We start from the raw sequence: 15,013 nt of genomic DNA, 5'->3' as shown, positions 1-15,013 counted from the left end.
CCCTTGAACGTGCGCCGATGATGGCGTCGCCGATGACCTGTCGCAAGTCCGTGCGAGAGCGTCCCGGAGCGCGCGCACCGGAGGGGTATCATGGGCCTTTCCCTTTGACGGAGAGCCGCCGTGCCTCGCCAGCTCAAGATCGACTTCGTTTCCGACATCGCCTGCCCCTGGTGCGTCATCGGCCTGGGCGGCCTGGAGCATGCGCTGGGTGCCCTTGGCGACGAGCTGACGGCGGACATCGCCTTCCATCCCTTCGAGTTGAACCCGGCCATGGCCGCCGGTGGCGAGAACGTGCTCGAACACATCGTGCGCAAGTACGGCATGCCCGCCGCCGACGTGCGCGCTAACCGCGAGCGCATCAAGGCGCGCGCGGCGGACGTCGGTTTCACGATGAACACGTCCGACGACAGCCGCATCTACAACACGTTCGATGCGCACCGGTTGCTGGCGTGGGCGAAAGGCGAGGGCCGGCAACACGCGCTCAAGCGCAGGTTGTTCGCGCTCAACTTCACCGAGCAGGCCGATCCGGGCGACCACGAAGCGCTCATCGCCGCGGCCGCCGACGCCGGCCTGGATCCCGCCGCTGCCCGCGACGTACTCGCATCGGACCGCTACGCCGCTGAGGTGCGCGCGGATGAAGCCCACTGGCAGCGCATGGGCATCACCGGCGTGCCCGCGGTGATCGTCAACGACACCTATCTCATCTCGGGAGGCCAGCCGCCCGAGGAATTCGAACGGCAGTTGCGGCATATCCTCCAGCAGGGCTGAACTAGCCACCGAGCATGCCGAGCGTGTGCAGCCACCGCTCCACCAGTTCGGGCCAGCGGCCAATCGGCAATCGACCGGCGCGCAGCCCGAACGCGTGGCCGCCCTCGGCGTAGATGTGCAGCTCGGTGGGCACGCCCGCCTTCATCAGGGCCACGTCGTAGGCGAGCACCTGTTCCACGCCGTCGACATGGTCGTCTTCGGCCTGGAGCAGGAAGGTCGGCGGCGTGTCGGGGCGCACATGGATGTCCGGGCGCAGCCCCAGATCCGTTTCGTCGCGGGTGTCGCTGTCGTCGTCTTCATGTATCCACAGGTGCCCCGGGTAGACCGCCACCGCGAAATCTGGCCGGCTGTTCAACCGGTCGGCATCGTCGACCGGCGTGTACGTGCGCTTGTCGAAATGCGTGCTCACCGCCGCCACCAGGTGGCCGCCGGCGGAGAATCCCATCACGCCGACCTTATGCGGATCGATGTGCCATTCGGCGGCGTGCTGTCGCACGAGGCCCAGCGTGCGCTGGGCGTCCTGCAAGGCGGTCTGCACCTTCGGGTAGTAGCGCTTGCCGTTTTCCCACGTGGGGCCGGACCCGGGCACGCGGTATTTCAGCAGCACGCAGGTGATGCCGCGCGAGGTCAGCCAGTCGCAGATCTCCGTACCCTCCAGGTCCATCGCCAGCATCTGGTAGCCGCCCCCGGGGAAGACCACGACGGCCACGCCGGTGTTGTGCCCCGTCGGCGAGTACACGGTCAGGGTGGGGATCGATACGTCATGGATGGCGGCGGTGCCGGGCTTGACGGACTCCGGCACGGGGGCGCGCAGCGCGTTGGGCGGCTGTCCCGGCCAGATCGGCACCTGGACGTGGCCTGGCGAAGGTTGCCACACGGCGGCACCCGCCGGTGCGGCGATCACAAGGGTGGACAGGAACAACGCGCGGACGAGCCTGATCATGGTCGTGCACCGGCAAGGGAAGGTGCGTGCGACGCTAGACCCTCACTGGGGCGCAAACCGGTATCGAGGTAGGGAAAAACGCTGGCAGCGATTCACTCGACCGGGCCGGGCGATGTCTCGCCTGGCCGCCATCGTTCGCCGCCGCGGGTGCGCACCCGCCAGGGACCGATTACCTCGCCGTCCCGTCCGACAGGGGCTGGGGAACGACCCCCGCGTTGCGTAACTCGCGCGCGACGATCTCCTGGAAGCTCATGGCGGGGTTTAACTCGCAGAGCATGCCGACCCGGATCCAGAAGCTGGCCTGGGCGTTGATCGAGCGGCTGCTGACGGTACACGCCCGGCGGATCCGATCGTGCAACTCATCGTCGATGTTGACGATACCCATGGCGTGCCCTCGAAAAAATGATACATGGATCGTATACGAATCGTATATCAGATCGCTATCGTCACCTTCACGTGAATGCTTTGCCGAAAACGGGACTTCTGTCGCATTATGGTGGCGTGTGTTCAGGGGGCCACGGAGCGTCTCACGAGGGGCGTCACGCCGGGGCGTGTGTCGTTGTTATTACCATGCCGTGTTCGGATTCATGACTTCAGCCGTGTCGATATCGAAGGAAACGCCCCGCGGCAGCATCGCCTGCGTCGGCATGGGCATCACGCTCGGCGCGCACCTGACGCCGATGGCACGCAGCTACATCGAAAACGCCGACATCGTGCTGGCCGCGTTGTCGGACCATGTGGTCGAACTCTGGTTGCAGCGTCTCAACCCCGTGTTCCGTAGCCTCACGCCGCTCTACCGGCCCGGCAAGTCGCGTATGAAGACCTACCGCGAGTGGGTCGAGGTGATGATGACGCAGGTGCGTGCGGGTAAGCGCGTTTGCGCCGTCTTTTACGGCCATCCCGGCATTTTCGCCTGGTCGCCGCACAAGGTGATCGAGGTGGCGCGCGCCGAAGGCTTCGTCGCGCACATGGAGCCGGGCATTTCGGCGGAGGATTGCCTCTACGCCGACCTGGGTATCGACCCGGGCCGCGCCGGTTGCCAGCACCTGGAAGCGAGCCAGCTGCTTTTCTTCGAGCGAACGCTCGATACCGCCGGTACGGTGGTGCTCTGGCAACTGGGCGTGGTAGGCGATCGCTCGCTCGGTCGGTTTCGCACGCCTGATGCCTATCGCGAGCTCCTGGTGGAGCGGCTTCGCGAGGATTACCCGAACGACCATGGCGTCGTCGTCTATCGTGCGCCGACGTTGCCCGTGGAACAGCCGCACGTGCAGCGCGTCACCTTGGGTGAGCTGACGTCCGCCGAGTTCACCGGTCACGAAACGCTGGTTATTCCGCCGGCACGCGAGCTGGTGCCCCATGCCGGCATGCGGGCGCGCCTGGATGCGCTCGATGCCGTTTACCTCACCGATGACGCGCACGTTTCGACGGCCTGAGCCCGATAACGAGAACCGGCGGCTTGCCGCCAAAACATCGCATCCGACCGTCGTGGTGTTTCGAGCGGCGGGCGACACCACCACAGAACACGGAGGAATACCCCATGCGTGACACGGTTGACTTGCTCGAGGCCATCGGCCGCGATTCCACGCTTCGCAACGCATCGCCGGACGAACTGGCACGGGCCCTCGAAGCGGCCGGCGCTTCCGCCGGCCTGCGTGAATTCGCCGCGAACGGCGATGGCGCCGAACTGGCCAAGGAACTCGGTATCGAGCAGATGCACGTCGAACATATGAGCCAGACCGGCGGGTGCGAAGGCGACGAAGACGATCCGAGTCACTACCCCGACGACGACCAGGGCGAGCCCCAGTCCGATCCGGACGACGATGACAACGACCCGTCGAAATGACCTGAGGTCCATGGCTCCGGCACGCAGCGGCTCCCGGCGGGCCCGGTCCATCGTGGCCGGGCTCTTGCTGTGTCTTTGGTTTTCGGGAGCGACCGCCGCACCGGCGTCCACCACGACGCCGTCCCGCATGCCGCTGTCGCAGGTCGACGCGATACGCACGACGGATCACGCGCGTTTTCTGACGATGCTCGACGCCCTGCATCGGGATATCGATGCGCTGGGCCCCCAGGACCGTCGATACCTTCGTTTTCTCGATGGCTGGCAGGCCAACTACGAAGGGCGTTACAGCGACGCCATGGCCGCCTTGCAAGAGGTCCTCGCCGGTGGCCAACAAGATGCGCTTGGCGTTCGCGCCACCGCGATGTTGATGAACACGCTCACCGGCCAGGGCAAATACGCGGAAGCCTACGCCATGGCCACGCGGGCGGCGGATACCTTGCCCAGCGTGACCGATCCGACGGCTCGCTTCGTTCTGCTGGCGAACCTGTCGCAGATGCTGACGTTCGCGGGGCAGCCGCAGATTGCGATGACCTACGCCGACATGATGCTCAAGGCCACGCCCAAGGGCGTGTCCCGCTGCGAGGCGATGGTGCAGAAAGTGGTGGCGCTGGAGGGGGCGCGCCAGCTGATGGCGTCCAGCCCCGAGCTTCTCGACACCATCGACGTGTGCAAGACGAACGGCCAGCCCATCTTCAGCAATACGATGTCGCTGATACTGGTGGATCGGTTGCTGGAGGAAAACCGGCTCGATGAGGCGCTGGCGACGCTCCGCCGGATCACGCCCAGCATCGAGGCCGCGCGATATTTCCCGCACCTGATCGATCTGTCCAGCGCGCGCGCGCGTATCTTCGAGGCCATGGGCAACAAGCCCGAGGCGCGTAAGGCGGCCCTGGAAACCGTCGCCATGAATCATCCGGGGGATACGAACGAGGCCCTGCGATTTGCCTATCGCGTGCTGTATTCCATCGAAAAGGCGCAAGGCCATTACGCCGACGCGTTGCTCTACTACGAAAACTATGTCGTGCAGGACCAGGGCTACCTGCGCGACGCGAACGTGCGCACGGCCGCCTACGAGGCGGCGAGCCAGCATTTTCGAGCCGAGAAGCTGGAAACCGAGGGCCTGAGCAAGGAAAACCGCATCCTGCGCCTGCAGCAGGCGCTGGATGCGAAGGCCGTCGAAACCGGCCGCCTTTACATCACCGTGATGGCGATCCTCCTGGCCTCCATCGCGTTCTGGATGGTGCGGATCAAGCGCTCCCAGCTTCGCTTCAAGTGGTTGTCGTCGTGCGACAGCCTGACCGGCATCTTCAACCACCAGCACTTCATGGGCGAGTCGGGGCGGGCGCTGCGGGCGTTGGAAAAAAGGGCGGGCGAGGGCTGCCTCATCTTCCTCGACCTGGACCATTTCAAGCAGGTGAACGACAGCCACGGGCACGCCGTGGGCGACGCCGTGCTCAAGCACGCGGTCGCGATCTGCAAGGGCCAGCTGCGCAAGGCCGACCTGCTGGGTCGCCTCGGGGGCGAGGAGTTCGGGATGTTCCTGATGGATGCGCCGCGATTGCAGGGCACGGTGGTGGCCGAGCGGATACGCCTTTCGCTCGCGGCGTCGCCGCTGATCGTCGACGACGTGGTGGTGTCCATTTCGGCGAGCATCGGCCTGGCCTGCACCGACACGATCGGCTACGACCTGCAGCGCCTGTTCCGCGGCTCGGACGCGGCGCTCTACCTGGCCAAGCGCACCGGACGCAATCGCGTCGTCGTCGACGGCGACGACCGGAGCGCGGCGACGCCGTTACCAGCGCACACCCGCCCGGTCGATTCCACCACCGCGTGATCCCGGGAGGTCCGTCGATCGGGCCTCACCGTGACGCGGCGCTTACGGGCCGCCCGACGCGGCGCGGATCGTCGCCTGGTTGATCGCCCGCACCTGCGCGGGGTCAACCTTTTCCATCTGGCGATCGTAGGTGTAGAGCCCATTGTGCTCGCCTTCGACGTCGGTGATCTGCGTGTAGACGCTGCCCGACACGCCCTTGGCGGCGGCCTTGTCGCGCAGTACGGCGGTGTTGGCGACGTAGCCGGCGTTGAGTGCCGCGCGGTCCTTCACGCCCCCATAAGGATTGATGGCCGTGTTCGGCCAGACGTGGCCGGACAGGTCGAGGGTCAGGCCACCGTGCTCGCCATCGATCGACGCGCGGGTGGCGTCGGGACTCGGCAGGCCCGGGCCCTGGTAGTCATGCACGTCGATGATGTCACCGGCATGGGTGTCGCCCTGGGTATCGCAGCAGTTGTAGCCGCTGCGGGCATCGACCAGCCGTGATGGATCGAGCGCCTTGATCTGCCTGGCGAGGTCGCCACCCGCGGCGATGCTCCATTGGCCCCATCCCTCGTTGAAGGGAATCCACCCGATGATCGCCGTCTCGCCCTTGAGCTGCTGAACGATCGACGTGACGTCCCGTCGAAAGCGTGCTTTGTCGGTCGCCGTGAGCCGGTCGTTGTGCCCGTTGGGCATCGAGGGCATGTCCTGCCATACCATCAGGCCGATCCGATCGGCCCAGTAGTACCAGCGCGCGGGCTCCACCTTGATGTGCTTGCGGATCGTGTTGAAGCCGAGGTCACGGGTTTTCTCGATGTCGAAGCGCAGCGCCGCGTCGGTCGGCGCCGTGTAGATGCCGTCTGGCCAGTAGCCCTGGTCGAGCGTCGCGAGCAGGAAGACGGGCTTGCCGTTGAGCACGATGCGATTGAGTCCGTCCACCTTGCGGACGGCAACGGTGCGCAACCCCGCATAGCTGGTGACGTCGTCACGGCGCTCGCCCCGCGAGAGCGTGGCCCTGAAGGTGTACAGGAACGGATCGTCCGGGCTCCAGAGACGTGGCTGGGCGATCGGTACCCGAAGGGGCTTGTCGGCCGGCCCGGTCGCTTCGCCGACGGGCTTACCGTCGGCCAGTGCGACGACGTGGAGCGTCGCGCCTCGCGCGTCGCCGTCGACCTGCGCCGTGGCCGTGAACGCGTCGAGCGTGGTGGCCGGGACGAAGGTCAGCTGGCCAAGGCTCGTGGCCGGCACCGGCTCCAGCCACACCGATTGCCAGATGCCGGAGGCGGCCGTGTAGAAAATGCCTTCGGGGGTGAGGCGCTGTTTGCCCACCATGATGTTTTCGCTGTCGACGGGCGCGTGCACGGCGACCACGATTTCCTGGTCGCCCTCAGGGTGCAGTGCCGCGGTGATGTCCGTGCCGAACGACGTGTAGCCGTTATCGTGCGTCGCCACCTTCGTGCCGTTGACGTAAACCGTGGCCTCCTGCGCCACCGCACCGAAATTCAGTCGTATATGCTGGCCGCCGGCGAGAAAGTCCGCCGGGATACGGATCGTCCGCCGGTACAGCATGAAGTCGGCATGCGTTTGCACGCCCGACAACACCGACTCGATGGGGTAGGGCACCAGTACCTTGCCGTTCATCGGATGGCCGAACGCGGGGGGGCTCTTGCCGTCGACGACGGCGAATTCCCAGAGCCCGTTGAGGCTCATCCAGCGGGGACGATCAAGCGACGGGCGCGCCAGTTGGGGGCGTGGGTACTCGGGCAACGCGTTGTCGGGTGACACCTTGTCCGTCCATCGCGTGGCCAGCGGCGCGGACGCGCCGCTCCATACGGTGGCCGCCTCCGTCGCCGTCGTGCCGGTGGGCAGGGACACGGCCAGTGCCAACGCCATGGCGGCGCGACGTATCGTGATGCGGTCATTCATGGTTCGCTCCTCGTCGGTCCACGCGGCGTCGCCGACATGGATGGTGGCGCCGACTGGGGATCGCTTCCCCATCGGGGGTTCGGCCTGGGGCCCATCGTCAGCACCAGCGTGGCGCCGTCGGCGATGTCGTCATGACTGAACCACGGTTTGTTCCAGGGCTTGCCGTTGAGCGTCGCCGACTGGATATAGACGTTTTGCTCGGTGTTGTCGCGCGCGACGATGTCCAGGACCTTGCCGTTGCCCAGCGTCAGGCGTACGCGGTCGAAGATCGGGCTGCCGAGGATGTAGTCGGGCGTCGACGGATCCACCGGATAGAAGCCCATCGCGCTGAGCACATACCACGACGAGGTCGAACCCTGGTCGTCCATGCCGGGATACCCGTAACCCGTGGCATCGCTGCCATACAGGTCGGCGAGGATGCGGCGGGTGAGCGCCTGGGTCTTCCACGGCTGGCCGCTCCAGGCATACAGGTAAGCCGCCTGCTGGTCGGGCTGGTTGCCCTGCACATATTGGCCGATCAGCCCGGTGCAGTCGCGACAGATGCCCTTGGCCGTATACGGCGTGGTGAAGAACGCATCGAGCCTGGCGTTGAACGCATCACGGCCGCCGAGCAGGTCGATCAGGCCCTGCACGTCGTGGGGCACGAGCCACAGCGTGGACCAGCCCGAGGCTTCCTTCATCATGAAATTGTAGTAAGGCTCGCCGGGATCGAACGGCGAAATCCACCGACCGTCTGCCGTGCGTCCACGGAAGAAGCCCACGGACGGATCGAAGACGTGGCGATAGTTCGCTGCCCGTCGTTCAAACATCGCGGCGTCGTCGGCCTTGCCGAGGCGGCGGGCTACGTCGGCGAGGGCGTGATCGTCCCAGGCGTATTCCAGCGTGGTGGCGACGCCTGCCTTGCCACCCGCGTAGGGCGGACTCGGGCTGCCCTCGGGCACGATGTCGGCGATCCAGCCCTGCCTGTCGTACTCGGCGAGGTCACCGCGCGGCCCCTTCGGATCGGTCGCGTTCTTGCGCAGGTACGCATACGCGGCGGCGTAGTCGAAGTCGATGCCACGGCGCCACGCCCCGTCGTAGAGCAACACCGCGTGGTCGCCGTGGAACGAGGTATTCATGTAACCGCGTTCGCGCGCCCGGTCGAGCTCGGAGCGCATGATGTCCTGGATCACCTTCGGCTGCAGCAGCATCAGCAGGGCGATCTGGTTGCGGCCCGTGTCCCAGAACGGCACCGGGCCGTAATGATCGTAGTCGGCGACGTTGTCGTGGCCCTGGGCGTCGACGTAGTGCTCGCCCTTGCGCGCGATCATGCGGGGGCTGGCGAACGCGTGATAGAGCGTGGAATAGAACAGCATGCGTTGCTTCGGGGTGCCACCGGTCACCTGAACCCGGTCGAACAGCGCGGCCCAGATAGCGCGGGCCTTCGCACGCACGCGATCAAAGTCCGCGTCGCTGTCCTGGGCATGCAACCGCTGTTCGGCCTCGGCCGCGCTGTGACCGTGCGCGATCCGCACGGTGACCTGGTCGCCCGCCCGGGTGTCGAACGTGACGTAGGCGCCGGCATAGTCGCCCGCGACCTGCCGCCGTCCCGCCTGCACGTCTTCGCGTCCCAGCCCCTCGCCGACGTGCGTCACGTCGGCGTGGAAGGTGCCGAAGGCGGCAAAAGGACGGGAAAACTCGGTCACGAAGAAGGGGCCGTCGGCGTCCCGGTCGCGTCCGCCCGCGGTCGCCACGCCGCGCACGGTGTGGTCATCCACCACCTCGACCTGCCCACCGTCGCGACGCAGGTTGACGATCACGTGCGAGCGGCGGCTTTCGGGAAAGGTGAACCGCATGAGGCTCGTCCATTGCGTCGCCGTGAGCTCCGCCCGAACGCGGAACGTCGCCAGGTCGACCGCGTAGTAGCCCGGTGAGGCTTTTTCTGTGGCCTTGTCGTAGGACGAGCCCAGGTAATCCGGTGGCACCGTCCAGTCCCCGACGACAGGCATCACCATCGGCGCGCCGCGCGCGCCGTACGTCGAGCCGCCGCCGGTGAAGCCGAACATCGTGGGCCGGCGGTAGTCGTAGGCCACGGGCACGCCCGTCGCGAAGCCGAGGTCGGTGTTGATGTTCACCGGCGCCGCCTCTGTGGCGCTTTCGGGCAGGCTGGCGCCCGGCGTGGTCATGCCGGTGTAGAGCGGTTCGCCCGGCGGCGGCGCGTTGCCGATCCAGGCGGGCCGGTCGAGCGGTGCGGTGCCGACCAGCGGATTGGCCAGCTCGATGCTCGTGGTACGTGGCGCCGACGCGCCGGTGGAGGAGGCGGCGGCCGCGCCACCCGAGAGGGCGAGCGCAACCATCGCCGCGCCTAGCCGGGTGCGGCCTTGGGGGAGGGAGATCATGGGAGGGGTCCTCGACGGCGAGCGCTCGCGGGACCGGGCACGTTGCCCGGCCCCGCGGGGACACCGTTATGTGTTGGGTCCACCGAACTTGTACGTCACGCCCAGGTAGTACTGCCGGCCCGGATACATCAACTGGACCAGGCGGGCCCGGGTGTCGCCACCCAGGTAGGTGTGTGGCGTCGACTTCGTCAGGTTGATGACCGAGGCGGTGACCATGAAGTGCTTGTTGAACTCGTAGTCGCCGTTCAGGTCGATCTGGTGGTAAGGCTGCGCGTAGATCGGCAGGCCCGACGCGAGACCCTGCATCGTCCGGCCGGTCCAGTTGTCGCTGGCGCGCAGCAGCAGGCCGTTCTTTTCATAGAACAGCGACACGTTCGCCGCGTACTTCGCGCTGCCGATCAGCTCAGACTTGCCCACCTGCGTATCGCCCAGGGAGACCGGCGTCTCGTTGGTCTTGTTGAGCGTGTAGTTGGCGATGTAACCGAAGCCCGAGTCCCAGGTGTGCTGGGCGTAGATTTCGACGCCCTTGGACGTGCCCGACCGGCCGTTGGCGTTGGTGCTGTACTGGAGGAAGTTTTCCGTGGCACCGCCGACGTTCACCTGGATATTGTTCACGGTGACCGGCACGACGAAGTTCTTCACTTCCTTTTTGAATAGATCGACGCCGACCACCGAATGCTCGGCGTAGTACCACTCGGCGGCGACGTCGAACTGCGTGGCCGTGAAGGGTTTCAGGTCGGCGTTGGCACCGCTGCCGTACCAACCGGGTAGGGGTGCGCCGAACTGCTTGCGGTCGTTGTAGTAGTCCTGGGTGTTGTTGGTCAGGCTGCCGAGCTTGGCCAGGTCGGTGTAATTGGCGCGGGCCATGGCCTGCGAACCGGCGGCGCGAAGCACGAGGCTGTCGGCAACGGTCCACGCGATGTTGAAGCTGGGCAGCAGCTTGTTGTAACGCTTGTTCGTCGTGGCCTGGCTGAAGTTTTCGATCACCGCCACTTCGCGCGGAAGGTATTGGAAATCGCCCGGTGCGCAGGCGCCGCCGCCGGCATTCACGCCCGAGGCCGGGCAGATGAGGATGTTGCCCGCCGGGTCGTGATAGTAAACGGCGTTGTTGGTGGTGATGTCGTTGGCGACCGTGAGGTCTTGCTTGGTCGTGACGAAGCGCAGGCCGACGTTGCCACGCACGGTGCCGGTATCGAAGTTGGCCTGCACGTAGGCTGCGGCGATCTTCTCCCCGATAGACGACTTGTTCTGCGGCTTGTTGTAGATCACCCGGTCGTAGGTCGCATTGAGGTGGTCGTAGTACGCCGGGAAATTGATCGCCGGAAAGATGCTGTCGTTGTACGCCTCGTTGCTGCCGTCGAGGTAGTTCGGCAACAGGAAACCGGCGGGCAACTGGCCGGCGTTGGGGTCGCAGGTCTGGAACTGCAGCGTGGTGCCCTTGCAGTACCAGCGTACTTCGTTGCTCTGCTGCTCGGCGTGCGCATCGGTGTATTTCACGCCGAACTGCAGCGACTGCATCCAGCTTCCGTCGAACGCCCACGTGAAATCGGCCTGGGCGAAGTTCTGCGAATTGGTCGTGTTGACCATGTTCGATCCGGTGGAGCCCAGGTCGACCTGGCCCGCGCCGGCAAGCATGTTCTGCAGGGTCTGCGGCGACGCGCTGATCCCCGGGGTGCCGGCGAAGTTCCACGCGGCGCCGTTGCTGCCGTCGACCCATTGGCCGTTGACGAAGTTGCGCGGCTTGGCGGCCATGCCCAGCTCCACGGAGGGACCGCCGGTGGCCCAGGTGCGGCCCACGTTGAACGAACCGCTCAGGGCGCCGCCCGAGTCCCACTCGCCTTCGAGGTTGAGCGTCTGGGACGTGGCTTTCTCCACCGAGTAGTTGCCGTTGAGCCAAGGAATTTCGGTGTTACAGACATCCACCGCCTGACGCGTCGCGCCGGTCGAGGGATTGACCGTGGCGTTGCAGCCGACGCCAGCCGGCGGGAGCTGGTAGTTGGCACCGGTGACGACGGTGTGCGAAGGATCGAACGTCAGCCCGTTGGGTGCGAGCAGGCGACCTTGCTGGTCGGTATACCGGCTGTTGCCCGGCAGGCCCCACTCGGGCACTTCCAGCGTATTGGTGATCTGGTCTTGCGTGCGCTGGAAACGGAAGTAGTTGCCGGTGAGCAGGAAGTGGTCGCTCGGCTTGAACTGCATCGTGGCCTGGACGCCCTTGGTCTTCAGGTCCAGGTCGTTGCGGCTGGTCGAGAACTGCTGCGGCATCCAGTAGCCGTTGTAGACGTTGCCCGCCTGGTCGACCACGCCACCGCCACCCCACAGGTCGATGTTGGGCGCGACCGCGGAGTCATAGGTGCCGCCGTGCACGTTGGTCGGCGGCTGGGTGCAGGTCGCGTAGTCGGTGCAGTTGTCCGACCACCAGTGCCAGCTCGACGCGTCGGACTGATAGGTGGTGGCATGGCGCTGCTGGTACGAACCGGCGACGAGCACGCCGAAGGTTTCGTCCTTGTTCTTCCACGACCACAGCGCCGATACCTGCGGCTTGATCTTGCTGCGGGTGTCCGAGCCGGCGCCGGTCGCGGTCACGAAGCCTTCGTTGACGCCCATCTCCAAGGGACGTCGCGTGCGCAGGTCGACGTTGCCGCCGATGCCGCCTTCGTCCAGGCGCGCCTCCAGGCTCTTGTAGAGCTTGATGTCGGAAAACATGTTCGCCGGGAAAAGCGTGTAGTTGAAGGAGCGGGTGAGGCCGGCCGATGTGTCGGCCGACGCCACGTAGTTGCCGTTCAACTGGGTCAGCGTGAGTTCCGGCGCGAGACCGCGGATGCTCACCGTCTTGCCTTCGCCGGATTCGCGGCTGATGACCACGCCGGGCACGTGGGCCAGCGCGTCGGCGATGTTCTTGGCGGGGAACTGGGCGATGTTCTGCGCGTTGATGACCTCGACGATGGAGTTCGCGTCGCGTTTGTCCAGCACATTCTGGTCGATCGACTGCCGGTAGCTGGTGACCACGACGGTGTCCAGGTTTGTCGGCGAGTTCTTGGTCTTGTCGTTCTTCGGCGTCGTCTTGGCCGCCGGTGCCGGGTCGGTCGTCGCCGAAGGTGCGGCGTCCTGTGCGAACGCCGACGTCGGCAGGGTGACGTACCCAGCCAGGGAGAGCGTCGCGGCGGCTAGCGCGGCGCAGAGCGGTTTGCGTTTGAGCATGTGCGAAAAGTGCTTCATGGATGGATCCCCTCGATGACATGCGCCTCTGCGGGCGCGTTGGTCCCCCGATCGTTACGTGTGCTGCGGCTTATGAGGGCATGCGTGCTCCTGTGGATTGGATCGATCCAAACAAAACGCGCGCGAGGCCCCTCGCCATCGCGCGCGGCAGGTGTCAGAACGGTATGCAGGGGAACGGCAATCGCGATCCGCACGTAGACCGTCGAGATGCCGTAGAGGCACGGCGCGTCGTGGCGCGCTCTATGCGCCGAACGTGGACGTCCGGGCGGTTACCGCTGTCACGCATCTGCTTCCCCATGCCTTCCCCCAACGAAGGCGGCGGGATGTCGGCGTCGAACGCCTATCCGCAGACACGCCCATGTCATGGTGTTTCGCCACGACCCTCGTCGAAGGGCGTCACCCGCCACGCCGACTTGGATCGATCTAATCCCCTGGGGTTACAAATTAAGACGCGGAACCCGGCGAGGTCACGCTGCGTCGCAAAACGTTGCGCCGTGCGGCGAGCGCCTCACGTGAAGCGCCGGGGAGGGCAGGATGGGCCAGGTCGGATAACGGTCGTGCTGCGCCGCATGCAGGAATTCACGTCGGTGAAGACGTGATTCTTGCGAAGGGGACGGCTTGCCCGTCGCTATTCGATGGGCACGCACGTGGCCGGGTCGGCACCACGGCGTGGGGTCAGAAGGTCAACGCAAGCGATTGTTCGATGGCGGCGTCGAGCTCGTCGATCGTGAACGGTTTGAGCAGCTTGATGGCGCCGATCGGCGCATCGCTGGCGTCCTCGTCCGGATCGGACAACATGACGATGGTGCGCAACGAGGGATTGCTCTCGCGGGCGACCTGGAGATATGCGCCGCTGCGATCCTCGCCGGGAGCGGGAACCGCAGCCACCAGGAAGTCGACCTGGGCATGATCGAGCGCCGCCCGGGTCGCGCCCGAATGCGTCTGCGCGACGAACACCTCGTAGCCGCGCTTGCGCAGGGCATCCGCCACCGTATCGGCCAGGGTGGCCCGGGGTTCGATGATGATGGCGATGGGGGGCAGTTCGTGATCGGTCATGGGGCGCTTGATACCGCGAACCGCGCTCCGGCGCCAGTCTTGACCCGGCGCGGGTCTTGGTATCCGCCCGCCCGAGGCGGGCGCAAAAATTTGCGTGAGCGGGGAGGACGTTTTCCTGGCCGTCTTTTTCACGTCCATCTCCACGCCGGGACATTAGCGTGACTCCCTTTCAGCTGGAGCCACATGATGCATTGGATCGACCACGAACACCTACCGGCCACCCGCGGCAAGGTCGCCCGCCTGCTGTTCAATCCCCACGGCGACATGGACGGCCTGTTGTTCCAGAACGGCATGGAGGTGCACATTCCACCGCATCTTTCCAGCGCGCTGGTCCGGCGCATCCGCCCGGGCGACTCGGTGAAGGTGCGCGGCCTGCGCGTGCGCGACCGAGAACTGCTCGTGGCGGTCGCGGTCGAGCCATCCACCGGCAAGCCGGTGATCGACCAAGGTCCCGGCGAGAAAAAGGGCGAGAAGAAGAAAAAAGACGCCTCCGCCGCCAAGGTCGAGCGCTGGGGCTACAGCGGCACCATCGAGCGCCCCATCCACGGCCCGCGCGGCGACGTGCACGGCGCGCTGCTCGACGACGGCGTGCTGCTGCGCTTTCCGCCCCACGCGGCGGCCAAGCACGCTGGCCTGTTCGAAAAGGGCCAGATAATCGACGTGGAAGGCGGCTGGCACAAGAACGCCCATGGGGTGGTGATCGCCGTGGACCACGCGGCGCCGGCGGGCAAGGCGCTGCGACAGATCGATTGATTGATCGCGGGTTGGCCCGCCGGGGAAACGGCGGGCCGATGTCGGGCTGCGTTAACTCTGGCAATGAGATAACTATTTGATCTTTTTAGTCATATTTCGTGAGTCCGCGAAACAGTGCGGCGACATCGCTACGCGTCGCGAAGCAACATGGTGACGTCGTATCCAGCAATAAGGCTGACGGTAGTGACGCATGGTGGCGGTGCAGGATGTTGATCCGCGCCGTTCACCAGGATGTCGTTTGACCACCCCCCAACTTTTCGAGCCATCCCAAAGTAGGGAAATTCGGCGAAACTAACCCCAACCTACGAGGTGGT

Annotated in this window: 11 protein-coding genes; 5 read left to right on the top strand and 6 right to left on the bottom strand. The window is 65.8% G+C overall.

The annotated features are described in order from the left end of the window. Positions 1 to 120: 120 nt before the first annotated feature. Positions 121 to 768, top strand: a complete 648-nt coding sequence (locus PI246_RS05270) for a DsbA family oxidoreductase (RefSeq protein WP_320550266.1) — start codon at positions 121 to 123, stop codon at positions 766 to 768. A 1-nt stretch (position 769) separates the two neighbouring features. Here the strand turns inward: PI246_RS05270 and PI246_RS05265 are convergent, their stop codons facing one another. Further along, positions 770 to 1,711, bottom strand: a complete 942-nt coding sequence (locus PI246_RS05265; RefSeq protein WP_407069782.1) for an alpha/beta hydrolase — start codon at positions 1,709 to 1,711, stop codon at positions 770 to 772. A 169-nt stretch (positions 1,712 to 1,880) separates the two neighbouring features. Further along, positions 1,881 to 2,096 carry a ParD-like family protein gene (locus tag PI246_RS05260; RefSeq protein ID WP_320550265.1) on the bottom strand — a complete coding sequence of 72 codons (216 nt, stop codon included), beginning with the start codon at positions 2,094 to 2,096 and terminating at the stop codon, positions 1,881 to 1,883. Positions 2,097 to 2,298: 202 nt separating this feature from the next. On the opposite strand from PI246_RS05260, the gene PI246_RS05255 reads away from it, so the two are divergent. The 3 genes from PI246_RS05255 to PI246_RS05245 all read left to right on the top strand — a co-directional run bounded on the left by PI246_RS05255 (position 2,299) and on the right by PI246_RS05245 (position 5,388). Further along, positions 2,299 to 3,144 carry an SAM-dependent methyltransferase gene (locus tag PI246_RS05255; protein WP_320550264.1) on the top strand — a complete coding sequence of 282 codons (846 nt, stop codon included), beginning with the start codon at positions 2,299 to 2,301 and terminating at the stop codon, positions 3,142 to 3,144. A gap of 104 nt (positions 3,145 to 3,248) precedes the next feature. Then, positions 3,249 to 3,554, top strand: coding sequence for a hypothetical protein (locus tag PI246_RS05250; protein ID WP_320550263.1), 306 nt, complete (start codon positions 3,249 to 3,251; stop codon positions 3,552 to 3,554). Positions 3,555 to 3,681: 127 nt separating this feature from the next. Then, positions 3,682 to 5,388, top strand: coding sequence for a tetratricopeptide repeat-containing diguanylate cyclase (locus PI246_RS05245; RefSeq protein WP_320550262.1), 1,707 nt, complete (start codon positions 3,682 to 3,684; stop codon positions 5,386 to 5,388). Positions 5,389 to 5,430: 42 nt separating this feature from the next. Here PI246_RS05245 and PI246_RS05240 read toward each other — a convergent pair whose 3' ends face one another. From PI246_RS05240 to PI246_RS05225, 4 genes are all read right to left on the bottom strand, one after another. Then, positions 5,431 to 7,293, bottom strand: a complete 1,863-nt coding sequence (locus PI246_RS05240; protein ID WP_320550261.1) for a glycoside hydrolase family 2 protein — start codon at positions 7,291 to 7,293, stop codon at positions 5,431 to 5,433. Then, positions 7,290 to 9,671: a GH92 family glycosyl hydrolase gene (locus tag PI246_RS05235; RefSeq protein ID WP_320550260.1), complete on the bottom strand. Its 2,382-nt coding sequence runs from the start codon at positions 9,669 to 9,671 to the stop codon at positions 7,290 to 7,292. Before PI246_RS05235 ends, PI246_RS05240 begins: the two co-directional genes overlap by 4 nt. A 66-nt stretch (positions 9,672 to 9,737) precedes the next feature. Further along, on the bottom strand, positions 9,738 to 12,890 hold the full coding sequence (locus PI246_RS05230; RefSeq protein ID WP_320550259.1) for a TonB-dependent receptor: 3,153 nt from the start codon (positions 12,888 to 12,890) through the stop codon (positions 9,738 to 9,740). Between the two features lie 675 nt (positions 12,891 to 13,565). Then, entirely contained in the window at positions 13,566 to 14,078 is a 513-nt protein-coding gene (locus PI246_RS05225; RefSeq protein WP_320550258.1) for a hypothetical protein, read from the bottom strand. Between the two features lie 51 nt (positions 14,079 to 14,129). Between PI246_RS05225 and PI246_RS05220 the strand changes: the two genes are divergently transcribed. Beyond that, positions 14,130 to 14,699 (top strand): hypothetical protein, encoded by a 570-nt coding sequence (locus tag PI246_RS05220; protein ID WP_320550257.1) that lies wholly within the window; start codon positions 14,130 to 14,132, stop codon positions 14,697 to 14,699. Positions 14,700 to 15,013: the final 314 nt, after the last annotated feature.

The sequence above is a fragment of the Luteibacter sahnii genome, assembly GCF_034063545.1.
In the GTDB taxonomy this organism is placed as follows: Bacteria; Pseudomonadota; Gammaproteobacteria; order Xanthomonadales; family Rhodanobacteraceae; genus Luteibacter; species Luteibacter sahnii.
Note: the sequence above shows the minus strand (reverse complement) of the source record. Positions and strands in the feature narration are given on the sequence as shown.